Below are 26,236 nucleotides of genomic sequence, written 5' to 3'. Positions count from 1 at the left end.
TCGAAGAAAAATATGTTGAGAACTCGGAACTGGAAAACTGGCTCTCCTGGTTCGTGTTGATTATCTCCGGATGCTATGACACCATATAGCTTCCTCAAGACACTCGCGGCACCAGAGGGCGCATCATATTGGACAGTGATCAGCCTACGATGTAGTGGCTGTAAACATCAATTATGTCAACCGGGTACATATGACTGTCCCCAACAGGATATATGGATATCCATCGCCCAAACCTGGTTGGGGCGGTCTATAGTCAGCCCACGTAGCAAGTAGGAATAAATGGCATGGCCTTCATCCTTGTGAGCCTTGCCCGTGTTGGGGCGGGGGCCAATGGCATACAAATCCATTATGTGGTATAACTGGCGGATACGCTTGGGGTTCACCTTGTAGCCCAGGCCACGCAAGTGATTTGTCATCCAGGGCACACCATAAAACGGGTTATCCATGTATTGTTTGTCGATCTGTTTCATCAGTTCCTCATTATAAGAACTATCTTCAAGGGGAGAATAGTAGAAGCTGCTTCGGGTCACATTCAACAGCTCACACTGGCGTGAAACACTTAAACTGTGAGTTTTGTCAATCTTACCCATCTTGCCTATCCGATCTTTTTTGGCTATTTCCCCCATACTTTTTTAAGTAGTCAACCTTCAGTTGAAGTTGTCCAACTTTATTGAAGAGGGCATCTTTCTCCTTGTCATCCTCTGTCACGGATTTACCTTTTCGAAAATAACATCCGCATTGGATAAAAATTGACTCTTCCATGTAGAGATCAGACTTGGGTGAAGCTCATACTTTCTCTCAATCTCCTGGACTGTTTTCCTTTCTTGAAGTATCTCTAAAACTACCTTCGTTTTAAAGTCTGCACTGTAAGTTTTCCTTTTCTTCATGACAACAAAATTAATATTATTTTCTTTTTATCAATATTCCTATTACTTGGCTCATGTTTATTTGGATTACCAGAATGAAAGAAGCGACAAATGAAATTCTGATTATCTGTTAGTAATTGTTCTAAAATTATAAGTTCATCTGTCAATGGTTTTCTAAGTAAAGCATAAGCGACAGTCATTTTCCCCTTTTGGCACAGTGTAAAGATTCAAACATAAAATTTAAAAGTCAGATGCAACACGTAAGGTTAAATATTTTGTAAGAAAGTTATCTATTTCCTCATCGTAATTGTTTTCCTATAACCAATCCAATATATAGTTACATTATTGAAAATAAAAATGGTTGCAAAATTAGCATTATTTATCGACATAAATATCACCTTTCCATTTGTCAAATTTCAACACGAGATAGAATGCAGAAGGAAAACTCAATAATGTTATGATAAGACCCATCAATGTCCACAATAACGTTGTTTCAAAGCTGACTTACACGGTTTTCGTAAAAACACAAAAGGTGTAAATACAATAAGGTAATGTAACGATTGAGGTAAGAATTATCAGAATATATTTTCACCATATCATTCATTACCCGATATGGACTAAAAGGTGAATGAAGTAAGCGGAGTAAAGCGGCAAACCTCGATGTTGAGAAGCCATCGATCCAGTTTTTTGTCAAAAAAATATTGAACTGAGGGGAATGTTTTCCTACATCCTGTTAATCTCTCCCTGGCCGGCACCGGTTCCTTTATAGCGGTTCTTGGCGGTGTTGAATTTGTAACGCACCGTCACCTCCAGCTCGCGCGAGTCCCAGCGGCTGAACTGGTAAATATTGAGACGGTCATTATATGCCTTGATGTCCATCGTCCGCCCATGGAAGAGATCGTGCCCTTTTAACGTTACCGACAGCCGTTCGTCGAAGAACGATTTGGTGACTCCCAGGTTGAGTACAAGCTGATGGTCGGTCAGCACCACGTTCTGCTCTGATCCTTTTCCCCGGTAATTGGCATCGATGGTCAGCAGAAATCCTTTTGGCAGCGAGAAAGAATTATTCAGCGATGCAGTGGGTATGGGATTGTTCATACTTATCTGCTTATTATTACCGGTGATGGTAAGCCATTGCTTCATAAACCCGATGGTGGCCTGTGGAGCCCAGATGCCGAATTTGGGAGAGGCGGTGAGGTAGGCGGTCAGACTGGGCAGCTTATCCAGGTTGCGGGTAGAAAGCAGGGTCACGGCGGGATTGTCCTCCATCTGTGTGGCCCATTGTATGATGACATCTCTCTCCTGTTTGTAGCTGACCATGAGTTGCAGGAACTTCCAGGACGTGGTGAGCGAAACATCGTGGATGAGGGTTGGCTTGAGGAAGGGATTTCCTGTTTGCATGGTGAACCGGTTTGCATAGAAGATGCTGCTTCCGAGTTGCCAATAAGCAGGGCGTACTGTCTTTGCAGTATAACTCAATTGCAGTTGTACACCGCCGAGGGTGTTGCTGTAGGAGAAGTTGGGGAACCAGCGCGCATAATGACGGCTTTGATCCCTCATCTCCTCGTCGTCACTGAAGTAGTCGGAGTGGACATTTTCAAAGCGGACTCCGGCGGTTATCTGCCCGACAGGAGTAGGACGGGAGTACTCGGCAAAGAAAGCGTTGTTTTCGTCGTGAATGGAGGTGTTGGTGGAGGGGATACCCTGAATGTCGGTGATATAATCGTCGTCGCGCCGGGTACGTGTATACTCGTTTCCTGCCGAGAACTGACCCTCCCAAACAGGGTGGGATAGTACCAGCCTGCTGGCAAACAGACGGTTTCTGATCTTGTTGTCGGAGTTGATGATCCGGTTGTCATACTCCTGGCTGCTCTCGTTGATGACGGATACGGTGGATTGGCTGCTCCTGTATAAATCGCTGTTGAAATCCACTTTCAACTCTCCGAACTTACCATTGTAATAGGCATTCAGCCTGTGGCGGGGAGTGTTGCGCTCTGTCTGTCGATCGTTGCTTTCCCACCGGTCGTAAAACGCTCCGTTGGCATATACGTCGCTCAGCGCGGATGCCCGCATGAAGTGATTACCCGGGAAACTGGTCATGGTATATTTCACTCCGGCATAATGGCTGGAGGATATTTCGTAGTTGACGCCGGCAATGGCGGTCAGCGGGGTGGTGACGCCGTCTACGCGGAGTTCATTTTTCTGTGTCCAAAGGGTGTCGACGAAGGCTTCCTGTGCGATCCTGCTCTCCTGGACATAGGCATACCGTTCATACTTGACCGTGCCGAAGAGATCCCAACCCTTGTGGCGGTAGTTCATGTTGAGTTGCTGCCGCAGATCGGTATTCTCTGTTTGCAGGTAGGTTGAACGCATGTCGAAGCTCAGCCCGTCGCCCACCTTGCGGACGGTGTGAATGCGGATTACCGCCTTTACTGAGGCATCATAGCCTGCACCGGGGTTGTGCACAATCTCCACCTCCCTGATGTCGGCAGAGGAGATCATATCAAGCTCCGACACGTCGCGTAACTCCCGGTTATTGACGTAAATCTTTGCTTTCCCTTTTCCGAAGATCGAAAAGTCACCGTCATCACCCGTGATGGCCGGCAGCCGCTTCAGTACATCGTTGGCGGTGCCAGCCTTGCTCAATACGGTGTTTTCCACCGTCGCTACTACGGCATCACTGCGCAGCCTGATGCGGGGCAAATCCCCTTCTACCACCACCTCACTCAGCATGGTGGTGTCCGGATGAAGGGAGATGGTCTGTTCGGAGAGTGCCGGCAGGGTTCGTGTTTCGTATCCGATGAAAGATACCCTTAACAGCGCATTGGAGCTGTTGCTATTATCGGCAAGAAGCAAAAATGTACCCTCCTGATCGGTCGTTGTCCCCGAGATCAGGGTGGAGTCGGGGAGAGAGTAGATGGCCACATTGGCAAATTCAATGGGATTGCTGTCGGTATCGGTTACCGTTCCCTTAATCTGTGCTATGATCGGCATGATCAAGCCACATAATAGAATTGAAAAGAGAATTTTTCGCGTCATCATATTTTTTATTTTATACAGTGATATGACGCAAGTTCTTTTCAATAGGTTACAACTTTAGATTGATCTTATAATTTGATTCTGCTCCAACCTGAACTTGGGAGTATGGACGGGCTGATTGATATCCTCATTGTCGCGATAACCAATTGCTACTGCAAACAAAGTCTTATAATCGTCATCCTGTAAAATATCATCATACGATTCCACCTGAATACCTTCCATCGGAGTAGAATCTATTCCTAAGCTTGCGGTGGCACTCAGGAAAAATCCCAATGACAGATAAACCTGGGAGATCAACCATGTCTTGATCTGTTCATCGCCTCTGGGCTTCAACATGCGATTATAATATAATGTTGCCCCTTCGGGCAGTAATGCAAGCTTATTATTTTCAAAAGTTTCCACATCCTTAATTACGCTAAAGACCACCACGTGGCTGGCATCCAGGACCTTCTGCTTATTATTGTAAGAAGCGTCGGCCAACTTACTTTTTACCTCTTCATCTGAAACAAAAGTAAACTTCCATGGCTGACTATTGATAGAGGATGGACTTAATCTAATAATCTCTTTCAGCTTCTCTATTGTTTCATTGTCAATCTTTTCATTCGGATTATATTTTTTTGTGGTGTACCTGCTTTTCGCAATATTTAAAAAACCCATATCTTTTCTGTATATATTATTTGAATTACGGTAAAGATCACGCAAATAGTATGCCAGTAAAATTGTGCTGGTTGTCAATGGGTTATAGATACCGATAGCGGTTCACGAGATCATCTTGTCATCTCACGCCAATTAATTAAAAAAAATTGTATCTTGCAGTCTCATATCTTTTAATTTGTATTTATGCACCAGAGCCCAATAAAACGCAAGGAAGACATCGGACTGTCGCCGTATGAACTGAAATTTCGGGGAAGGCACCGTTCCCCGGAGGTGCGAATGGCAGTTTTTGATATCGGACAAGATGATGTGACGGAGACAATTATCCACTCGGCAGAAGCACTTCAGTCGTATAAGGACAAGTTTATCTGGCTTAATATAGACGGCCTGCATAACGAGGCATTGATGAGGGAACTGGCGGACAGCCTGCTCATCCCGGCAGAGATCTTGTCGGATGTAATGGAGCCTGGCACCCGCCCACAGACGGAAGAATTCGACAATGGTCTCTTCGTATCTATCAAAATGATGCAATTCGATGAACCGTTGCGTCAGGTGTCGGTAGATAATCTGGGTATCGTGCTGATGAACAATATGCTGATTACTTTTCAGGAGGAACGGAGCAGTCTGTTTAATCCCGTAAAAGAGCGACTGAAGAAGCATTACAAGAGATTCAGGTCCCTGGGAGCCGATTATCTTGCCTTCGCCCTGCTGGATGTGGTAATTGACAATTACATTTTTATTTTGGGTGAACTTGGTGAAAGAATTGAGACCATGGAAAACAAAATGGTGCTTAACCCCGACAGGGAAACACTTAAAATAATTAATCTGTTCAAGCATGAACTGAGTGATCTGGGTCGTTATATAAAACCTGCCCGGGAGATGATCACGAGCCTTATGAAGATGGACAGCGACTTTGTTGCCCAGAAAAATTACAAATACTTCAAGGAACTCCATGATAATATAAATCAGGCAGTGGAACTACTCGATTATTATCATGAAGTTTTGTATGACGAACTGAATATTTATCACTCTTCAATGAGTACCAGGCTGAACGATATCATGGCTCTGCTGACAGTCTTCTCGGTGGTATTCATCCCACTTACCTTTATCGTGGGCGTGTACGGGATGAATTTCGACAACATGCCGGAACTCCATCTGCCGCATGGCTACATCATTGTCTGGGGAGTGATGCTGTTGATTGCAGCCGGCATGCTCTGGTATTTTAAAAGGAAAAAATGGTTCTGATACACAAAAAATAAGGACTTAAAACCCGACAATCGTTCAAACAGCGGTTTTTAAGCCCTTATATTATTTTCCCCACACGAGTGGATTTACATTTTTCCTCCGCCCCGTGCGTTGAGGTGATCAATGATGGGACTGATATTAAAGTAAATCCGGTCCACTTCGAAACGGTTTTTACCGAGCGACAGATAATTCACCTTGTTCCCTTTCAGAATTTTGTCTTCTCCACCGAAGTTATATCCCAGAAAAGGCAGTATATCGTATTCATGAGCCACTTTGATCACATAAAAAGGAGTTTTCTCTGACATGCCATCGCCGGTACCAATAATGGCATCCTGCACGATACGCCGTTTGAGAGCCACCTTCTTGTACTGTTCCGTATTATTCTCCTGTGCGTATACCAGCAGCTTTGCATTCAGCGCACGCAGATTGAACGGGTCTTCCAGAAGCAACGCATCGGCGTATTGTAAAATATTTTTGTAATCTTCCGGAACCAGGGATTGTTTTGACAGGATCGCTGCCAGCTTGCTGTTAAATTCGGAAGTGTCCGTGGGAACATATTCCGGCTGGTATACATACCCAAAATAGAGGTGTCTGCCTTCTTCAGGATTCATCTGGGCTGTACCCGACAGGTATTTTTTCATCAGATTCGGGTAATAATAGGATGAAGCCTGTTCCTTCACGTTTCTCTCAATCTGTGGAAAATCGGGAGCCTTAAATAAATCCTGTGATTTGGACTGAAAAAATATGGATGCGAAAAGAACGAGTATAAACAATATTTTTTGCATAACCTTTTTTTTAAGTGTCAGATTTTGTTTTCTGTTATGGTGCGTATTGTTTTAACACCTGCAAGACGGTTATTGTTTACCGGAAACAGTCACACTCTTGTCTATTTTGGATATCAATCCCTGTAGTACATTGCCCGGGCCTAACTCCACAAATTCAACCGCACCGTCGGCAATCATCTGTTGTACCGACTGGGTCCATTTCACCGGAGAGGTAAGCTGCGCGATAAGGTTCTTCCTGATGGTGGCAGGATCGGTCTCTCCCCGTGTGGAAACATTCTGATAAACGGGACAAACAGGTACCGAGAACGGTGTAGCTTCAATTGCTTCCATCAGTTCCAGCCTGGCAGGCTCCATCAACGGTGAGTGAAAAGCACCGCCTACTTTCAAGGGCAGGGCACGCTTGGCACCGGCTTCCTTCATCAGCTCGCATGCTTTTTCTATTCCATTGTTCGTCCCCGAAATCACGATCTGCCCGGGACAGTTATAGTTGGCAGGGACTACCACGTCGTCTACCAATGCACAAACTTCTTCCACTTTCTCATCAGACAATCCAAGGATGGCTGCCATAGTTGAAGGGTTGGCTTCACATGCTTTCTGCATGGCCATCGCACGCGCGTAAACCAGCTTTAAGCCATCTTCGAAAGATAATGCACCGGCAGCCACCAGGGCTGAGAACTCACCCAGTGAGTGACCTGCCGTCATGTCGGGTTGAAACGCTTCACCAAGACTCTTTGCCAGTATTACCGAGTGGAGAAAGATGGCCGGCTGCGTTACCCTGGTCTGCCTGAGCTCCTCATCAGTACCATCAAACATCAGATCCGTTATCCGGAAACCAAGTATTTCGTTCGCCTTCTCAAAAAGCTCCTTCGCCAAAGGCAGTGTGTCATACAACTCTTTTCCCATACCCACGAATTGGGCCCCCTGGCCGGGGAATACATACGCTCGATTCATACGATTTCTTATTTTTTCATTAAAGTATATTTACAAACCGCTGTAACTGTCAATCTTTCTTTTAAAAAGCCGACTGCTATTTACTCTTTTCCCGGATCTCCACACGGCGGATCTTTCCACTGATGGTCTTCGGCAATTCATTCACAAATTCAATTACGCGAGGGTACTTATAGGGTGCAGTCACGTTTTTTACATGTTCCTGGATCTCTGCAGCCAATGCATCGCCTGCTTGTGTTTTATATTCTGCCGCCAGCACAATGGTGGCTTTGATCACCTGTCCGCGGATCTCGTCGGGGACGCCTGTGATGGCGCACTCAACCACGGCTGGATGCGTCATCACTGCACTTTCCACCTCGAAAGGCCCGATGCGGTAACCGGAGCTCTTGATCACATCGTCGGTACGCCCCACGAACCAGTAGTAGCCGTCTTCGTCGCGCCAGGCCATGTCGCCTGTGTGGTACACATGGTCGGCATATACCTGTTCCGTAAGCTCCTTATCGCGGTAATAACCCATGAACAATGACAGAGGTCGTTTCTCATCGGTATAAAAGACGATCTCTCCCTGCTCGCCATCTTCGGCTGAACGTCCGTCCCAGGTGAGGAGATCCATCTTGTAGAGCGGGTTGGGAACGCCCATTGAGCCGGGCTTCGGTTCAATCCAGGGGAAAGTGATGATGGTGGGTGCCGTCTCTGTTTGCCCGAAGGCTTCCATCATCTTAATGCCCGTCTTTTCATAAAATGATTCAAATACCGATGGATTCAGTGCTTCCCCGGCCGTGGTACAGTATTCCAGTGACGAAAGATCGTACTTGCCAAGATCTTCACGGATAAGGAAGCGGAATATGGTGGGAGGAGCACAGAATGAGGTTACCTTGTAAGTTGAAATCATGCGAAGCATGTCGTCGGGAATAAACCGGCCTTCAAAATCATACACGAAAACGCAGGCTCCCGCGATCCACTGTCCGTATAACTTACCCCACACGGCTTTGGCCCATCCTGTATCTGCCACGGTGAGGTGAATACTGTTTTCGTGCAGATTATGCCAATATTTGGCGGTGGTAATATGCCCGAGCGGATAGGTGAAGTCATGGATAACCATTTTGGGCTGTCCGGTAGTACCTGAAGTAAAATAGAGGATCATGATGTCCTTGTTGGAATTGGATTTGTCCGGTTTTATAAAAGAGACCGCATTTTCTACGCCTTGATGAAAACTGATCCATCCTTCGGGAAGAGTTTCACCAACAAAAATACGATGTTCTACCGAAGGTGATTTGGGCATGGCGAGGTTCACGTGGTCAATCAGATTTTGATCATCCGTTGCCACGATGGCTTTGATACCCGCCGCGTTATTACGGTATACGATGTCTTTGTCGGTAAGCAGGTGGGTTGCCGGTATCGCCACTGCGCCAATCTTGTGCAGTGCCAGGATGGTCTGCCAAAACTCAATGCTTCTTTTAAGGATGAGCATTACCATATCTCCTTTCCCGATGCCCAGCGATTGAAAGAATGAAGCCGTCTTGTCGGAGAGTGTCCTCAGTTCGCCGAAAGTAAGGTCGCGGTGGGCTCCCTTGTCGTTTGTCCAGCAGAGTGCCCTTTTTTGAGGATCTGTTTCTGCCCATGCATCCACTACGTCATAGGCGAAATTAAATTGTTCAGGAACGATAATTTCATAATTGTCAATGAAATCCTGATGAGATGTAAATGTTGTTTTCTTTACAAATTTTTCTAACATGATAACCTGGTTATTGGGTCGGTTGACGGAAAAAACTTTGATTCACGACAGATTGCGTGGAATTATGGGTATAAGACCACGGTCAGGAATTTTACTGGCCTGTCGTTGAGCGCTTTCATGCCGTGCGGAAGGGAGGAGTCGAAATAGATACTGTCTCCCTCGTTGAGGGTCAGATTTTTCCCGTTTATGTTCAACAGCATGCTGCCTTCCAGGATCATATTGAATTCCTGTCCTGCATGAATATTTTGGTAAAAATCTTCATCCACGGGTTTGGGCTCTACCGTTACGACAAATACTTCAGCTACGTTATTGTTAAAACCGGATGTGAGCGACTGGTATTTATAGGCCGATACTCTCTCCACACTTACTCCCTTGTCTTTGCGCGTAATAAAATAAGAATTCATTTTCGGCTCTGTACCGAACATCAGTGTAGCCAGGTCTACATTGAACTCCCGCTCAATCCGCTGTAAGAAGGAAACAGAGATGTCTTTTTCACCTGTCTCATACTGCAGATAAACCTCTTCATCCACTTCCAGCTTTTGTGCCATCTCGGCCGGTGAAAAATCGAGTGCGTCCCGTAATCCCTTGATGCGCTCTCCTATTAGTTTTAAATCTGTTGCCATTGTAGTACGTGTTGATTTGTTCTTGGGGTTCCAAACCCATCTTGGCGAATATTCTGCAAAGATACTTATTTTTTGTTTAAATGAACAGAAACAAACTGATTGCCATCACTGCCATTCCGGCGACGAGCCCGATAATGGAAAGATGGTGCTTTCCGTATTTCTCGGCACTGGGAAGCAATTCATCCAGCGAGATAAAAATCATAATCCCGGCTACCGCCGACAGGATTAGGGCGTCCAGTGCCGGATTCCAAAATGGCAACAGAAACAGAAAAGCAATCAGCGCACCCAACGGCTCGGCAAGTCCCGATGCAAAGGAGAGCCAGAATGCTTTCTTTTTACTTCCTGTGGAATGATAGATGGGGACGGCAACGGCAATGCCTTCGGGAATATTGTGAATGGCGATGGCGGCAGTGATGGGAATAGCCACTTCCATTGCATTCAGGGCCGACATGAAGGTGGCGATTCCTTCGGGAAAGTTGTGGATGGCAATGGTCACAGCGGTGATGATGCCGGTCTGTTTGAGCCGGTAGTTCGATTTCATCTCTTCCACGCCGTGCATCTCGTGCGGATTTCTAGATTCGGGAATAAGAAAGTCGATCATGGCAATCAACGCAATTCCTCCAAAGAGTCCCAGAATCATATAAAACATTCCTGCTTTCTCTCCGTATATGCCGGACAATGCTGCCAATGATTTTGGCAGCATCTCCATGAAGGAAACGTAGATCATCACGCCTGCCGAAAGACCCAGGGCAAGACTCAGAAAATTGGTATTGGTCCGTTTAGCCACAAAGGCAATCAGGCTGCCAATCCCGGTAGATAAACCTGCAAACAACGTAAGCAGAAAAGCAATGAGGATGGTTTGGTTGTCCATTAGTGGCCTTGAATAATGTAGTTCATGATTTCCTTGTGGATGGCGCCGTTGGAGGCTACCATCTCTTTTCCGAAAATGTAATTGCTGCCATTGCTGAAGTCGGTACATCTGCCTCCGGCACATTGCAGAATGAATGCCCCGGCAGCTACATCCCAGGGTGATAATCCCGAATGGAAATAGGCATCGCTGACCCCGGCAGCTACATAGCAAATCTCCAGCGCTGCCGAGCCTTTGATGCGAAAGCTGCATTTCCGGAATTGCCTCATTGTATGCTGAAGTATCTGTTCGCCTTTTTCATCGAGGCTGTAGGGGATGCCGAATCCGATGTACCCGTTTTCCAGAGAAGATTGCCTGCTGACCTGCAGCGGGAGGCCGTTCAGAAAAGCTTTTCCCTTTTCAGTGGCATAAAACATTTGATCTGCTACAGGATCAAACACCACTCCCAGTATCACTTCCCCCTCCTTCATCAGCGCAATGCTCACAGAAAAGGGAGTGTCGCCGTGCACGTAGTTTGTGGTGCCGTCCAGCGGATCAATGATCCAGGTGAAAGCCCGCTGTTCAAATGTTACCGTATTCTCCTCTGTGAGGAATCCGGCTTCGGGAAATGTTTTTTGGAGTGCTGCTACCAGCATCTGCTCGGCTTCCTTGTCTATGTACGTAACATAATTGCGTGTGCCTTTCAGTTCAATATCGTTACGCCTGAGCAGAGTCTGTTCATTTTTCAGATACTCGCCCGCGGTACGGGCGATTTGTTTTACTTCATTACACAGTTTTTCCAGATCCATACTTGTTTTTTCAGAGATCATAATATTAAATGCTTATTTCTCGGGATACATCGAATCCCACCAGCGGGGATCATTCTTCAGCCATTTTGCGAACCAGGCATAGATGGCATTATTCCAGGCGATCCTTTTATCATAATTGTAAATGGCATGGTTCTCTCCCTCCACCTGGATAAACTCTACCGGCTTGTTCAGCAGTTTCAACGCAGTATACATCTGGATGCTCTCTCCGATGGGTACGTTGGTGTCGGCTGTGCCGTGAAGCAAAAGCAGGGGAGTGGTGATTTTGTCGGCCTGAAACAGGGGACTTTGTTTTACATAAAGCTCTTGATTGTTCCATGGATAGCTGCCCGCACTGGCGCCGGCACTGTAGGAATAACCCCAGTAACCCTCACCCCAGTAGCTGGTGATGTTGCTGATGCCCGCGTGCGATACTGAAGCAGAAAACAGATCGGTCTGCGTAATAAGGTACTGGGTCATGAATCCCCCATAGGAAGCGCCGATGTTGCCTATTTTTGTGCCATCCACAAAAGGATGTGCAGCCACGAAGGCATTCACACCTTCAATGATCTCATCGGCAGTCTGTTCACCCCAGGCGTTTACATGACGTGCCGAAAATTCCTGACCATAGCCGGTGGTACCACTCGGCTGCAGGGTATACACCACGTAGTCCTGAGCTGCATACACATGCAACGGGTAGGTACTTTCAAAAGTACGGGAGGTGGGACTTGTGCCGCCGTAGTAATAGACGATGAGCGGATATTTTTTATCCGGCCTAAAGTGGGGGGGCAGATAATAACGCCCTTCAATGACGTCACCAAAGGAACTTGTGAAGTGCCAGTTCCTTACCTCTCCAAGGGTAAGCCGGTTCAGTCGTTCCGCATAAGGGTCGGAAATGAGGGTCGACTTCATTGTTTTCAGATTCAGCAGGTAGCTCCTGTTCGAGTTGGAGACACTCACTCCGGTATAGGTTGCCCACAGGGCATTTTCGGCAATGTTGAATGAGCGGATGACCTCCTCTTTGAGTGGCAGCTTCTCAAACTTCTTTGTACGGGTGTGGTAGCGATACATATTGGCACAGTCACCTTCCTCCACACGGTAATAGATGATATTGTCGAGCCTGTTCCACTCCTGAGCGCTGATGGAGGGATTGAAAAATTTTGTAACCGGCTCCACTTTTTTCGTATCGATATCCATCAGGAACGATTGTGTGTCGTAGCTGTTGGCAATCTGTCCGGGGCCAATATTCAGGCCTATACCGTTAAATGCCTCGGGAGCACCGTGAACAAGCAGCTGCTTCCCGTCGGGAGAAAATTGAGCCGAGTAGACGTAGGTCTGGTCCTTCCATAAAGTATCTACCTCCATTGTCTCGAGGTTTAACCTGTAGAGCGAACTTTTGCGAAAGGGCCGTTCTGTCAGGTCTTCTTCCGACGTGGAAAAAAGAAGGTACGCCAGGTCGTCGGTTACATCATTCAGTGAAGCAGTCTGCCTGCCGAAGGTGAGTTGTTGGGTAAGCCCGGTGTCGAAGAAGTAACGATACAGGAAGTGGCGGTCACGATAGTCCGACTGTCGGTCGTTTATGCCGATCAGCCTTTTCAGGCCTCCCGGATTGCTGATGGTGAGCCTCTCCTTCGCAGAGAAAAAAAGCGATTTCTCGTCGGGTGCAATATGAAAGGTCTCTTTCGGAAGGCCTTTGGCGATGATCCTGCTTTCGGTGGTTAGCGGATCGAGTGTCACTATGGACCGTCCCTCTTCGCTGTCGGTCACGTAGTAGAGCAGATCCTGCTTCGGCATCCAGCTTAACTGTGACCTGTTTGCCGTTTCGGAAAGGATGGTACGCTCCTGCTTTGTGTCGTACACCTCGATGTAGCTGCGGTTTTCTCCCCCTGAAAGTGTTTCCTGGAGTGAAAGAAGCACATACCGGCCGCCAGGGGAGATCACGGCGTTGCTGACCCGTTTGCCTTCCAGAATATCATTGATCTGTATCCGCCGCCGGGGACTGTTGCCAAAAGTGTATGCCAACAGCGAGTCTGCATCATCAGGCTTTAGGTCGATTTTCAACGCGGGTTCCGTCTTGTTTTCCGCATCGGTGAGCATCTTGATCACAATACGGGCGTTGTTTGTGAAGCCGTTCAGGTGGGTATCTGCCTGACCCGACTGATGCAGGCTGTCGTTAATCTGGTTCTTGGTGGCCCTCTTCACACCGTCTACCCACAACTCGAACGGGTTGGGTGAAGTCACGGTGATCTTTCCCCTGCCGTAACGGTCACCTGAAACATAAAACGACAACAGCTGAAACGCTTTGCCCGCTACAGGTTTCGGCAAATAGAAAAAGCCGGCGGTATCGGGAGTTGTGTTTCCTGTGAACCTTTCCTGATCTGGAAAAGAAAGCGGGGAGGAGAGCAACATTTCATCGGAGTAGGGTGTGCCATCCAGGTTCACACTGTCGAGCATGACCGGTTTCAGGACCGGAACAGGTCCGAAGACGGCAATTGTATCCGGTGAGACGGGTTCTCCGGCCTGAAGACAGAGAACCCCGAAGAGTCCCGCAATAAGATATCCCCAATGTTGTTTTATTATTTTCATTTTTTTTCTATATCCTGATTGCCCGGCGGCTTTTTACTTTTTGTGTGATTGCTTCATACTGCTCGTCCATACGAAATACCGGCTGAAAAGGTTTCTCCAAACCGGCTCCTGCTCAAAAATACCGAAAACTGCCGAACCTGAACCGCTCATCGCAGCATAAACAGCTCCCATATCATATATTTGCTGTTTGATGTTACCAATTTCCGGATATTTTTTGAAAACAGGAATTTCAAAATCATTTTTCATTACTTCCTTCCACTCTGAAACCGGCCTTTTTACAATTTCTTTCAGTGAAACCTCCGGCTGGCGAGGAGTGATCATTGCATAGGCTTCTTTTGTGGAAATCGTGATATCCGGCTTTACCAGCAATATAAAATAGCTGTCAAGGCCAACTGTCACCGGCTCCAGCTCATCGCCCGTGCCGGTAGCGAAAGAGGGGGCGTTTTTGATAAAAAAGGAACAATCGGCTCCCAGCTGTACTGCAAAGCGTAAAAGATCTTCACGGGTGTAACCCAATGTAAAGGTTTCGTTCAGTAACCGCAGCATGAAAGCCGCATCGGACGACCCTCCTCCCAGTCCGGCTCCGGTGGGAATCTTTTTGAGCAGGTGTATGTCGATTGGTGGAATTTCCTTCTCTGCCGAAACCAGATGAAGTGCCCTGATCACCAGATTTTTCTCAACAGCTCCCCCGACCGGAATTCCTGACTGAAAAAAACGATAACCTACAGAAGAACCCCCAGGAACAATCTCCAGGGCATCCTTCATGCCAACCGGATAGAAAATGGTCTCCAGATCATGGTAGCCATCCGGCCGGCGTGAGACAATGTGCAGTCCTAAGTTTATTTTCGCATTGGGAAAACAGATCATCCTTCGTCAATCTTTTTTACAAAGATAAAAAATATTATTTAACTATCTTTCCTGATACCCGTTTCTGCTTCTTACAACTCAAATGCAGCCCTTACACCCAGTTCTTTAAACTGATCCTTATGGAAGGAGCAAAAAAAACCGGCGTTGAAAAAACGGTTGCCAATGCCGTAACCCAGTTCCGTGTACGATATGATCTGAGGAGTGTAAAGCTGGCTGAAATAGATGCGTTCCTTGTCGGCAAAGTCCGAGACGAAATTAATATTTTTGAGGATCAGAAAAGGGGTTTCAAACATGACGTGCCCCTGGATGTATGAGTCTGACGCGTTGTACAGTTCCCTGTTCAACAGGTTAAAGTTACCGCCCAGGCCATCGTTCCAGTTCTCCGAAAAGTTGTATTTGGAAAAATAGACGAAGTCGGCAAAATATTCTGTTTTCTGATTGATAAAACTGCCGGTACCAAGATGATACTGCAGCGAATGCCTCAGTCCGAAAGGAATATGCTGGCTTATATCGAACTCAATCCGGTTGTATTGTGAGGTACTGCCCAGAATATCAAGGAAACTCCGTGAAAGCTCCAACTTGAACGTTGGAAATGAAGACCTTTCATATATTTTTTGCTGTCCCTCGTATCGATAATATTGCATTGGAGTCCAGCTGATCCTCATAAAAGGGGCAAATGACCTCTTTGTACCGAAAAGATCCTCAATGGGTTCACTGTCGCCCGGCAGTGACCGCAATTTCATTGGGTTATTTTTACTTTTCCGTATGTGATAATCCACGCCTGTCTGCAGCAACAATCCATTTGCAGCTTCCAAAGTGTTGAATAACCTGAAATAATAATCCTTGTAATAATTCAATGAGATATCTTCAAAAGTGAGTCCCTTGTTTTTAAGGCTGTCCTGAATCTGATCGACGAACAACGAACTGTAAGTGGGATTGCCACTTCCTAAAGAAAAAGTGGCGCTACTCAGGCGATAAGGATCATAATTCCATGTGGTGGTCAGATTGGTGAAAATATCTTTCTGGCGGGACATATATCCTGCGGTAGCATTGATATCTACCGTACGATTGCGTTTCAGATCGATGATGAACGACAGCTTCTGCCGGTAGGTGATGCCGTCGCGAGAGCTGTATCCCAGCATGAACGGATTAAACAGACCGGAGTACCCTATTCGTGTCGACCGGTACTTGTACTTTGAGTTCATTACTACCCGTTGCGCCATCTGCTGTGCCCTTTGCATGCCGGAGAGGGTATCATTCGCCGGATACCTTGCCCGCTCATTTTGCTGTGCAATATGCCGGTTAATCACATCTCTTTCTCTTGCCTGCAATGGTATGGGTCTCACCTCTTCCCAGAAGAGAGAGTCCCGGAGAACCGGTACTGAGTCGAGACGTACCTTGTATGAGTCACTGATGTTGAGTGAAGGGGGTGTCTCCTTGATTTTACGCAGTTGAATGTCACTGTACTTGACGTTTGCCAGATGTCTGGCCGCCAGCGTATTACCCAGGTATGAGACTGTCTGGTAAATGGTGAACTGTACTGGCAGGTAATTAGTGATCCATTCATCACCCATGGTCATTTCAAATGAAAAGTCAGCAAAGATATCGAGTCCCTCCCCCCGAAAAAAAATAATCCGCCATGTCCCGTGTTCTACAATAAATGAGCCTTTTAGCAGTTTTGTGTTTTCGTATATCGGCGTGTAATGGATATTGTAGTAAGTTTTATTATTCTCGGTGAATGTCTGATAAAGTGTATAACGGTAATATTTTGCCGTGCTGAACCGTATCGGCATAAAAAAGCTCTCGTCATTGGTCGTTTCCCCGTAAATGTTGATATTCAACAGCTCAAAGGGTATCATCTCTATATCTTTCTTCGCGGTGAGCGTTCCCGACACATAACGGATGTCCTGTATATAGGTCTTGGGGTATGAGTAGTAAAAGTCGCTGATTGTTTCAATTACTGCCTCATCGTTCTTTGGATCGTGTAAGACAAATCGCGGAATCAGATGGGTATATTTATATAGAAAATTTTTATTGATTGTTTCCACGTAGCTGCGTGTATATACTTCGGCCTTGAAATGTTGCAAAAGGCCGTTGTATTTTTCAGCAGCATTCATTGCCCTGTTCATAATCGTGTCAGCCGGTAATTCCCGTGTTAACGCGAAACATTGGTTAGAGACAATAACGAGAAAGAAAATATGTAAGATGACTCCTTTTTTCATTCTGATCTACAAACTTACATTTTTTTTAAACGTAGTAATTAATTTTTATATTACTTTTTTGTTACTCTTCGGGGAATAATATCTACATTTGTGTTTTAGAACATAGTTCTATAGCACTATGCCCGGAAAAAAGAAAGAAGTAATTGATTTGTCCTCAACTTTGCCTGATATCTGGAGGATGTTGACAGATGTTGAGCGGGACCAGTTGCGTAGTAATGCACGAATTGTTCATTTTAAAAAAAATGAACTGATCTATCTCGAAGATGAAACTCCGCAGGACCTGATGTGTCTCTTCAGAGGGAAGGTGAAAATTTATAAGAGCGGGGTAGGGGGAAGGAGTCAGATCATAAGGATTATTCGCCCGGTACAGTATTTCGGATATAGAGCCTATTTTGCGCGTGAACCCTATGTGACAGCCGCTTCGGCTTTTGAATCCTGTACTGTTTGCCTGATCCCCATGGAACTGATTGAACAATTCCTTCGCAATAACGGCGATATGGCATTGTTCTTTATTCAGATGCTTTCAGTAGACCTGGGTATTGCCGACCAGCGGATTGTGAATCTCACCCAAAAACATGTGCGTGGCAGACTGGCAGAGTCGCTGATCTTTCTCAAGGAGAGTTACGGACTGGAAGAAGACGGAGCAACCATAAACATTTATCTGGCACGCGAAGACCTTGCAAACCTGTCGAACATGACCACCTCCAATGCAATCCGAACTTTGTCGAACTTCGTAAACGAGCGGGTTATAGCTATTGACGGGAGAAAAATAAAGATTATCGATGAGGAGCGTCTCCGTAAAATTAGCCGCATTGGATAATGGTTTTTTATCGAAATTTGTGATTTTATTTTTCTGTTTTCAGAAACTCATGTATACCTTTGCTGCATACTTTTCATATGCTGAGAATGATTCGAAAAATAGCCCGTAACATACTTACTTCCTATTACAGACCTGTTAAGAAATTTGTGGACGACCCACTGGGAACACAACAAAAAACATTGAACTACCTGCTTGAGCATGGCCGAAAAACGAGATACGGAACTAAAAATCATTTTGATAGGATTACCGGTGAAGCGGACTTTTCCAGGCTTGTTCCTGTGATTGCATATGAAGATTTGCGTCTCTGGCTCGACAAAATCATTATAGAAAAACAGGCGAATGTGCTTTGGGATACCCCCGTGCGATGGTTTGCCATGTCTTCGGGCACCACGGAAGACAAAAGCAAATATATACCCGTTACCAAAGAATCGTTATTTAATGGAAATTACAAGGCTGGTTACCACATGCTCGGAATGTACGCCATCCATTATCCCGACAGTGCTTTCATTTTGGGGAAAACGCTTGTCATGGGCGGAAGTCAACAGGTCAACCGAATTGGCAACGGTATTTATACCGGAGATATTTCTGCTATCCTGATGAAAAATCTGCCGGCACCGGCCCGGAACAGAAGGACTCCCGAGAGCATCGCTCTGCTTTCCGATTGGGAAGAGAAATTACAAAAATTAACCGATTATGCCATCGGGAACGATATCCGGGCGATGATAGGAGTACCTTCCTGGATGATGGTGCTGCTAAAAAAAATTGTGCAGGAAACAGGCAGATCTATTCCCGACATTTGGCCCCACCTCGAAGTTTTTTTTCACGGAGGTGTGAGTTTTCTTCCGTTTCAGGAACAGTATGAAAAAATGATTCCCTCCGAAAGAATGCGCTACTGGGAGACTTACAATGCTTCAGAGGGCTTTTTTGGCGTGCAGTTTGTTCCGGAATCAAAGGATATGCTGCTGTTGCTTGACAACGAGGTCTACTATGAATTTATTCCCGCGGGCGAATGGAATAAGGCACAACCGGATACCATTCCGCTGAGTGGTGTGGAAGCCGGTAAACAATATGCTGTTGTGATCAGTACAAGTGGTGGCTTATGGCGCTATAAAATCGGGGATACCATAGAGTTCACCAGCACCAATCCATACCTTTTTAAACTGACCGGACGCACACGGCAGTTCATCAATGCTTTTGGAGAGGAGCTGATCGTGGACAACGCAGACAGAGCCATTAATGAAGCTTGTCAGCAGACCGGGGCGAAAATCACGGAATATACCGTGGCACCGGTTTATTTCGATGATGACAACAATGGCGCGCATGAATGGTTAATTGAGTTTGAAACACCACCGGCAGACATGGGACTGTTCCGGACCCTGCTAGATGAGAGTCTCAAAAAGCTGAACTCCGACTATGAAGCAAAACGCGCTTATGACCTCTCACTGAGTATGCCTGTAATAAGAACAATGGAAAAAGGGATGTTTTACGAATGGATGAAATTTAAAGAAAAATCGGGAGGGCAGAATAAAGTGCCGAAACTGTCGAACGACCGGAAATATGTAAATAGTATTTTGCAATTCGTCGCTTCAAAATCCTAAAATTGAATAAAAAGAGTGATCCCTTAGCTCTATGTGAGAAAGATTCTGTAACTTTGCACGCTAAAACCGACTTGTAACGAGATGAGAATAAAATCTGTCATTTTTTTGCTGCTTGCAGCGGTGTTGGTTTCCTGTAACGAGTACAATAAAATATTAAAAAGTACCGACAGAGACCTGAAATACACTTATGCGAAAAAATATTTTGAAGAGGGAAAATACAATCGGTCTATTACACTCCTCGAAGAATTGGTAACCTTCATGAAGGGAACTGCCCAGGCCGAGGAATCCCTGTACTTACTGGCTCAGAGCCACTACAATTCAAAAGATTATTATTCTGCAACAGAGGTATTCACTACCTATTACAATACCTATCCCAAGGGTGAATATGCCGAACCGGCGTTGTTCTACTCTGCCTATGGCTTGTACCTTGATTCCCCCGATTCGCGCATGGATCAAAGCAAAACTTACCGGGCTATAGCCGAGTTCCAAAAGTATATAGAACGATATCCTCAGACAGAAAGAGGGGAACAGGCCAAAAATTACATGTTCGAATTGCAGGAGAAGCTGGCCTGTAAAGAGTTGCTTGCCGCACAGCTTTACCTGGATCTGGGCAATTATATGGGGAATAATTACGAATCGGCGGTGATTACGGCGCGTGAGGCAATCAAAAGTTACCCCTATTCACGGTATCTTGAAGATTACCAGATCACCATCCTCAGAGCCCGTTATGAGTACGCACAACGAAGTACTTTGCTCACACAGCCGGAACGCTATCGTATGGTAGTAGACGAATACTTCAATTACACCAACAGCTTTCCCGAAGGGAAATATACTGCCGAAGCAAATGAATATTATAAGGAGGCCCAGAAAAAGATTGATGTGCTTCCCGCTACCTGAATAAATGTAAAATAATTGATATAGTACAATGGATTATAGAAAAATTGCCGCTAGCTCCAACACGGAAACCCAGGATGTAATGAAATTAGCCGAACCCGTGGGAAATGTATATGAGATGGTCAGGATAATAAGCAAGCGGGCCAATCAGCTCTCAGTGGAAATGAAGCAGGACCTCGATACAAAACTGCAGGAGTTCGCCTCATACAGCGATAATCTTGAAGAGGTCTTTGAAAATCACGAACAGATTGAGATATCCCGCTTCTACGAGAAACTCCCAAAGCCATCCCTTCTGGCCGTTGAAGAATGGAAGGAAGAAGAGATCTATTACCGTAATCCTTCGAAGGAGAAAGAACTTTTTTAGGGTTATGCTGCAACGGATACAGACACTTTTCCTGCTGCTGGCAGCTGCTGCCATGCTTGTGGCATCGGTAACGCCGCTGGCATTTTTTATTTACGAAGGTGATAAAGTGACCCTCGAAGCGATGGGTGTCTACCTTGACGGGACACTCAACGACTCTACCTGGGGCCAGTTCGCGCTGGGTATGGTGAGTTCGGTCTTGTCGCTGATTACGGTGTTTCTCTATAAACAGAGAATGCTGCAGATACGACTGTCTGTCTTCAATGTATTGCTGATGATTGGTTTTTACCTCTATTTCGGCTTTATCATTTACAAACTGCTGCCGATGGAAACACTGGAGTTTCAGAAAGTGGGCGTGGGTATCATTATGCCCCTGATTGCACTTATACTGACCATTCTTGCCATCCGGAACATAGGTGCCGATGAGGCGCTGATCAGATCGTTGAACCGATTGCGAAAATAGGAAAAGAAAAGAAGATAAAGAATCCAAATTAAAAAGAGCGGCATCTTCCGAAAGGAAATGCCGCTCTTTTACTTGGTTAGAGACATGAAACGGTCAACCCGCTCAGAAAGACCACTCTTCCGACGTCCTGGCCTTTTCAGTTTTTACGGGCACGTCGGCCTTTGTCTTAATGGGTGCCGAGGTGTTATTCTGCACGCCGCTGCCTTTGTAATACTGCATCACATCGGGCAGTATCTTTTCTATATTGGCAATACGTTTGCTATCCGTGGGGTGGGTGCTGAGAAATTCGGGAACTTGGGCACCGCCTCCACTCTGAGCCATCCTCGTCCAGAAGGGGACAGCTGTCTGGGGGTTATACCCCGCCATCGCCATCACGATTAGCCCAATTTCATCAGCTTCATACTCCTGCTTGCGTGCGTAAGGCATCATTACGCCATACTGGGCACCAAGGCCAAAAACGGTTTGTCCCAACTGCTGCGCGACCTGGGAATTACCCAGTAAACCTCCGGCAATGGCCCCGCCATATTGCAATGCCAACTGCTGACTCAACCGTTCGCTCGAATGCTGGGCAATCACATGGGCAATCTCATGGCCTACCACCACGGCAAGGGCTTCTTCTGTCTGGGTAACCGGAAGCAGGCCGGAATAAATAACTACCTTTCCCCCCGGCATGGCGAAGGCATTTACACTCTTTTCCTTCACCAGGTTAAACTCCCATGAGAAGTTTTCCAGTTCCGAGGCATAACCGTTGTTGGTATAAAAACTTTCTACCGCATTTGCAATGCGGCTGCCAACACGGCTGACCATTTGAGCATTGGCAGTCCCCTTTTCAAGAGGAGCTGTACGAATAAAATCCTGATACTGCTGTAAGCTCAACGCAATGACTTCCTGGTTCGATACCAGCTGCAACTGCCTTCTTCCAGTAAAGGGAACACTCCCGCACGAGGGAAGCAGCGGGGCAATTAAAAGTAGCAGCAAGAAAATTTTATCCGTTAGGGTCGTTTTTTTTCGTCTCATAAATTTTATAATTAAAAAAACTTCTACTTTAAAACAGTTTACTGCAAAAGTAGTTTAATTTTGATATGTTTTTATCTGTTTTAATCGCACTTCTATAATTCGTCTCAATTTTGTAGCTTTCTTCCCCGCGATCGGGTAATCATTAGATTTGCGGCGGGCAGGAAAAAATCTTTTTGAATTAACCCCCAAATTTTCTATCTTTGAGCAATTTTTTATAAAACAAAACTTCCTTTAGGGGAATGAAACGACCTTCGGTTTTCAGAGCCGCGTGCGTATCATGTGTATAGTAACTGGTGTATGTCTGCAGATCAAATTAACGACGACGAAATAACGGAAAAAAAAGAAACGGGGGAAGAGGAGGAAACCGATTTGCTACACAAATCTGGCGTAAACCCAAAAATACCCGTGAAATTGAGCGGAGACAGTATGCTCAATCTTTCCAAAATGTATCAGAACTGGTTCTTGGATTATGCTTCCTACGTAATTCTGGAACGTGCTGTGCCGCACATTTCCGATGGATTGAAACCGGTGCAACGCCGTATCCTCCATGCAATGAAACGGATGGATGACGGACGATACAATAAGGTAGCCAACATAATCGGAAATACCATGCAGTATCATCCGCATGGCGATGCTTCAATTGGAGACGCACTGGTACAGCTTGGACAAAAGGATCTGCTGATTGATACACAGGGTAACTGGGGAAATATCCTTACCGGCGACGGAGCTGCGGCACCCCGCTACATTGAGGCCCGTCTGACAAAATTTGCACTCGAAGTGCTGTTTAATGCCAAAACCACCGAATGGAAAGCTTCCTATGATGGCCGAAACAAGGAGCCGGTCACCCTCCCTGCCAAGTTCCCGCTGCTCCTGGCACAGGGCGCGGAAGGCATAGCCGTGGGACTCTCCTCCAAAATATTGCCCCATAACTTCAACGAGTTATGTGACGCTGCCATCGCTTATCTCGAAGGCAAAGCGTTCAAAATCTATCCCGACTTTCAAACGGGCGGTTATATTGATGTAGAGAAATATAACGACGGAGAACGTGGTGGCTCGGTGAAGGTGCGTTCCACCATCACGAAGCTGGATAATAAAACACTTGTTATCAAAGATATTCCTTACGGAAGAACGACTGCCAGCGTGGTAGATTCTATCCTGAAAGCAAACGACAAAGGAAAAATAAAAATCAGAAAAGTAGACGATATCACCGCGCAGAACGTGGAGATTCAGGTGCAGCTTGCACCCGGTGTGTCGTCCGACAAGACCATTGATGCCCTCTATGCGTTTACCGATTGTGAGATAAGCATCTCTCCCAACTGTTGTGTCATTGACGACAACAAACCACATTTCCTCACCGTGAGCGACGTGATGCGAGTTTCTGTCGATACCACCAAAGAAAGCCTTCGACAGGAACTGGAAATTGAACGAACCGAAAAACTGGAGGCACTGTTGTTTGCTTCCCTCGAAAAGATATTTATTGAAGAGCGTATATACAAGGACAAGGAATTTGAAAATGCGGGTAATTTGGATATTGCGCTGGGTCACATTGACAGGCGACTGACACCTTTTAAACCGGGATTTATCCGTGAGATCACACGTGATGATCTGATCAGGCTGATGGAAATAAAGATGTCCCGTATTCTCAAATTCAATGCCGATAAGGCAAATGAAATTATTGCCAGATTGCTGGAAGAGATCGATGAGATTAACCATAATCTGGATAACCTGGTGGATTATACCATTTCCTGGTATCTCATGCTGAAGGAGCGCTACGGGAAGAATTATCCCCGAAAGACCGAGATACGTAGCTTTGAGAACATTGAAGCGGTGAAAGTTGCCGAAGCCAATGAAAAACTGTATGTGAACCGGGAAGAAGGCTTTATCGGTACCGGCATGAAGAAAGATGAATTTGTATGCAACTGTTCCGACATTGACGATATCATTGTCTTCTTTAAAGACGGAAAGTACAAAGTGGTGAAAGTCAGCGAGAAGATGTTCGTGGGAAAAGGGATACTTTATGCCAGTATTTTTAAGAAAAACGACAAGAGAACCATTTATAATGTAGTTTATCGCGATGGCAAGACTGGCTCGTTTTACATCAAGCGTTTTCCGGTTACCGGGGTTACACGCGACAAAGAATACGATCTGACCAAAGGAAAACCGGGTTCACGCATTGCATATTTCAGTGCCAACCCAAATGGAGAAGCTGAAACCATTAAAGTGATCCTGAAGCCCAAGCCGCGCTTACGCATTCTGCAGTTTGAAAAAGATTTCAGCGATATAGACATCAAGGGCCGTAGCGCCATGGGTAACATTCTCACCAAAGCAGACGTACACCGCATTCAGTTAAAACACAAGGGACTATCCACGTTGGGTGGTCGCAAGGTGTGGTTCGATCCTGACGTGTTCCGACTCAACTACGAGGGGGGAGGAAAATACCTGGGTGAGTTTCAGGGTGATGACATGATCCTGGTCACCACCCGTGGAGGTGACTATCGCATATGCAATTTCGATCTGACCAACCATTTCCCTGCTGATATTCTTCACATTGAAAAGTTCGATGAAGGCAAGGTGTGGTCAGCCGCATTATTCGATGCCGATCAGGGATACGCTTACCTGAAACGGTTCACCCTGGAAGCATCGGAAAAACCGTTGAATTTTCTGGGTGACAATCCTGATTCCCGTTTGTTTTTACTTACTGATGTGGTTTATCCGCGGGTAAAGGTTATCTTTGGCGGAAATGATGATTTCCGTGAATCACTGGAGATTGATGTGGAGGAATTTATTGGTGTAAAAAGTTACAAAGCAAAAGGAAAACGGATATCGAACTTCGAAGTGAAAACAGTGGAGGAGCTTGAGCCTGTCAGATTCCCTGAACCTGAAGCGGAACCACAGGAGACAATGAAAGTGGAAATAGACGAGGAAAATGGAGAGAATACGATCTCCGATGCTGATTTGAGAGACGAGATAACGGGGCAGATGAAATTATTCAATTAACAGAAAAAAACAATCGCATGAAACGAACAACAACATTGATAATTCTATGGGTAGGTTTTTTCTGCGGTTTGTTTGCACAGAGTCATTTACTGGTGGAAGAAATACACACGGTGAATCATTCTACCATGTTTGGCATTGGTAAGGTTTATTTGTCAGATAGTTACCTTTCTCCACTTACTTACAGCGGCATCAGCATGACCCTGCTGCATGACCGTTTGAGGCGAACCCCTCATTTATCGGGCAGGATGTTGTTGCAACAGCAATTTCAGATACAGGTGGGAATCACTGAAAATCCTACTGCCTCGGCATCGGAGTATTATGGAGACATCAGCTACTACCTGACCGGTTTTTATCCATTACTGCAGACATCCCGTTTTAAACTGTTAGGTGGCGGCGGATGGGATGCATCCCTGGGAGGTATCTACAATGTGCGGAATTCCAATAATCCGGGATCGTTGAAAGTATCTACAAACCTCAACGCTTCGGTAATGGCGCTCTATAATTTTCGATGGGCCACCTTGCGCTGGCAACTTTCAACACCTTTTGTCGGCATGTTTTTCTCGCCAGAGTATGGACATTCCTATTACGAGATATTTACACTGGGTAATAACAAAGGTACGGTACATCCGGGCTCATTTCATAACCAGCTATCCCTGAGGAACTTTTTTACGGTAGATGTACCCCTGAGAAAGGTTACTTTGCGGGCTGGCTATCTTGGAGATTATTATCAGTCCCATGTAAATGAACTTACCACAAAGATAGTCATCCATCAGTTTATGTTGGGGCTGGCATTTGAATCTCTGAATTTTGGAGGCAGAAGCGCAGGTAACAGGGAGTGGCTGCGTAGCAGCTATTATTGAATT

22 protein-coding genes are annotated in these 26,236 nt (G+C 45.8%); 8 read left to right on the top strand and 14 right to left on the bottom strand.

The features are described 5' to 3' along the window. Window positions 1–176: 176 nt before the first annotated feature. From AC1HCU_RS06180 to AC1HCU_RS06165, 4 genes are all read right to left on the bottom strand, one after another. Window positions 177–626, bottom strand: a complete 450-nt coding sequence (locus AC1HCU_RS06180) for an IS3 family transposase (protein WP_480370372.1) — start codon at window positions 624–626, stop codon at window positions 177–179. Window positions 627–704: 78 nt separating this feature from the next. Continuing rightward, window positions 705–887, bottom strand: coding sequence for a transposase (locus AC1HCU_RS06175; protein WP_480370369.1), 183 nt, complete (start codon window positions 885–887; stop codon window positions 705–707). Window positions 888–1,589: 702 nt separating this feature from the next. After that, window positions 1,590–3,908 (bottom strand): outer membrane beta-barrel protein, encoded by a 2,319-nt coding sequence (locus AC1HCU_RS06170; protein WP_480370366.1) that lies wholly within the window; start codon window positions 3,906–3,908, stop codon window positions 1,590–1,592. 54 nt (window positions 3,909–3,962) lie between these two features. After that, on the bottom strand, window positions 3,963–4,562 hold the full coding sequence (locus AC1HCU_RS06165) for a nitroreductase family protein (protein WP_480370363.1): 600 nt from the start codon (window positions 4,560–4,562) through the stop codon (window positions 3,963–3,965). A 183-nt stretch (window positions 4,563–4,745) separates the two neighbouring features. On the opposite strand from AC1HCU_RS06165, the gene corA reads away from it, so the two are divergent. Next, on the top strand, window positions 4,746–5,804 hold the full coding sequence (gene corA, locus AC1HCU_RS06160) for a magnesium/cobalt transporter CorA (protein WP_480370360.1): 1,059 nt from the start codon (window positions 4,746–4,748) through the stop codon (window positions 5,802–5,804). An 86-nt stretch (window positions 5,805–5,890) separates the two neighbouring features. Here corA and AC1HCU_RS06155 read toward each other — a convergent pair whose 3' ends face one another. The 9 genes from AC1HCU_RS06155 to AC1HCU_RS06115 all read right to left on the bottom strand — a co-directional run bounded on the left by AC1HCU_RS06155 (window position 5,891) and on the right by AC1HCU_RS06115 (window position 17,130). Then, window positions 5,891–6,589: a DUF4919 domain-containing protein gene (locus tag AC1HCU_RS06155; RefSeq protein WP_480370357.1), complete on the bottom strand. Its 699-nt coding sequence runs from the start codon at window positions 6,587–6,589 to the stop codon at window positions 5,891–5,893. A gap of 69 nt (window positions 6,590–6,658) precedes the next feature. After that, window positions 6,659–7,540 (bottom strand): ACP S-malonyltransferase, encoded by an 882-nt coding sequence (gene fabD, locus AC1HCU_RS06150; RefSeq protein ID WP_480370354.1) that lies wholly within the window; start codon window positions 7,538–7,540, stop codon window positions 6,659–6,661. Window positions 7,541–7,616: 76 nt separating this feature from the next. Then, window positions 7,617–9,272 (bottom strand): AMP-binding protein, encoded by a 1,656-nt coding sequence (locus AC1HCU_RS06145; protein ID WP_480370351.1) that lies wholly within the window; start codon window positions 9,270–9,272, stop codon window positions 7,617–7,619. 62 nt (window positions 9,273–9,334) lie between these two features. Then, a complete protein-coding gene (locus AC1HCU_RS06140; RefSeq protein ID WP_480370348.1) occupies window positions 9,335–9,895 on the bottom strand; it encodes a helix-turn-helix domain-containing protein in 561 nt (186 codons plus the stop codon). Between the two features lie 76 nt (window positions 9,896–9,971). Then, window positions 9,972–10,766, bottom strand: a complete 795-nt coding sequence (zupT, locus tag AC1HCU_RS06135; RefSeq protein ID WP_480370346.1) for a zinc transporter ZupT — start codon at window positions 10,764–10,766, stop codon at window positions 9,972–9,974. Further along, window positions 10,766–11,551: an inositol monophosphatase family protein gene (locus AC1HCU_RS06130; protein WP_480370343.1), complete on the bottom strand. Its 786-nt coding sequence runs from the start codon at window positions 11,549–11,551 to the stop codon at window positions 10,766–10,768. Before AC1HCU_RS06130 ends, zupT begins: the two co-directional genes overlap by 1 nt. Window positions 11,552–11,584: 33 nt before the next feature. Beyond that, on the bottom strand, window positions 11,585–14,134 hold the full coding sequence (locus AC1HCU_RS06125) for a S9 family peptidase (protein WP_480370340.1): 2,550 nt from the start codon (window positions 14,132–14,134) through the stop codon (window positions 11,585–11,587). A gap of 33 nt (window positions 14,135–14,167) precedes the next feature. Further along, entirely contained in the window at window positions 14,168–15,001 is an 834-nt protein-coding gene (gene ispE, locus AC1HCU_RS06120) for a 4-(cytidine 5'-diphospho)-2-C-methyl-D-erythritol kinase (RefSeq protein WP_480370337.1), read from the bottom strand. Between the two features lie 71 nt (window positions 15,002–15,072). Then, window positions 15,073–17,130, bottom strand: a complete 2,058-nt coding sequence (locus tag AC1HCU_RS06115; RefSeq protein ID WP_480370334.1) for a DUF5686 family protein — start codon at window positions 17,128–17,130, stop codon at window positions 15,073–15,075. 271 nt (window positions 17,131–17,401) lie between these two features. Here AC1HCU_RS06115 and AC1HCU_RS06110 point away from each other — a divergent pair, with 271 nt between their 5' ends. The 5 genes from AC1HCU_RS06110 (at window position 17,402) to AC1HCU_RS06090 (ending at window position 21,359) form a co-directional block, all read left to right on the top strand. Beyond that, window positions 17,402–18,043, top strand: a complete 642-nt coding sequence (locus AC1HCU_RS06110) for a Crp/Fnr family transcriptional regulator (protein ID WP_480370331.1) — start codon at window positions 17,402–17,404, stop codon at window positions 18,041–18,043. Window positions 18,044–18,129: 86 nt separating this feature from the next. Continuing rightward, window positions 18,130–19,641 (top strand): GH3 auxin-responsive promoter family protein, encoded by a 1,512-nt coding sequence (locus AC1HCU_RS06105; RefSeq protein ID WP_480370329.1) that lies wholly within the window; start codon window positions 18,130–18,132, stop codon window positions 19,639–19,641. 81 nt (window positions 19,642–19,722) lie between these two features. Further along, window positions 19,723–20,538: an outer membrane protein assembly factor BamD gene (locus AC1HCU_RS06100; protein ID WP_480370326.1), complete on the top strand. Its 816-nt coding sequence runs from the start codon at window positions 19,723–19,725 to the stop codon at window positions 20,536–20,538. Window positions 20,539–20,566: 28 nt separating this feature from the next. Beyond that, window positions 20,567–20,899 (top strand): DNA-directed RNA polymerase subunit omega, encoded by a 333-nt coding sequence (locus AC1HCU_RS06095; protein ID WP_480370322.1) that lies wholly within the window; start codon window positions 20,567–20,569, stop codon window positions 20,897–20,899. Between the two features lie 4 nt (window positions 20,900–20,903). Next, window positions 20,904–21,359: a DUF4293 domain-containing protein gene (locus tag AC1HCU_RS06090; RefSeq protein WP_480370319.1), complete on the top strand. Its 456-nt coding sequence runs from the start codon at window positions 20,904–20,906 to the stop codon at window positions 21,357–21,359. A gap of 102 nt (window positions 21,360–21,461) precedes the next feature. Here the strand turns inward: AC1HCU_RS06090 and AC1HCU_RS06085 are convergent, their stop codons facing one another. After that, complete coding sequence (locus tag AC1HCU_RS06085; protein ID WP_480370317.1) at window positions 21,462–22,376, bottom strand: M48 family metallopeptidase; 915 nt, start codon at window positions 22,374–22,376, stop codon at window positions 21,462–21,464. A 297-nt stretch (window positions 22,377–22,673) separates the two neighbouring features. On the opposite strand from AC1HCU_RS06085, the gene AC1HCU_RS06080 reads away from it, so the two are divergent. Together AC1HCU_RS06080 and AC1HCU_RS06075 are read left to right on the top strand one after the other, a co-directional pair. Further along, complete coding sequence (locus AC1HCU_RS06080) at window positions 22,674–25,373, top strand: DNA gyrase/topoisomerase IV subunit A (RefSeq protein WP_480370313.1); 2,700 nt, start codon at window positions 22,674–22,676, stop codon at window positions 25,371–25,373. A 17-nt stretch (window positions 25,374–25,390) separates the two neighbouring features. After that, window positions 25,391–26,233 (top strand): DUF3316 domain-containing protein, encoded by an 843-nt coding sequence (locus tag AC1HCU_RS06075; RefSeq protein WP_480370312.1) that lies wholly within the window; start codon window positions 25,391–25,393, stop codon window positions 26,231–26,233. The last annotated feature ends 3 nt before the right edge of the window (window positions 26,234–26,236 follow it).

The sequence above is a fragment of the Proteiniphilum sp. LBM24028 genome (genome assembly GCF_056629195.1).
This window is presented reverse-complemented; position numbering and strand designations above follow the sequence as displayed.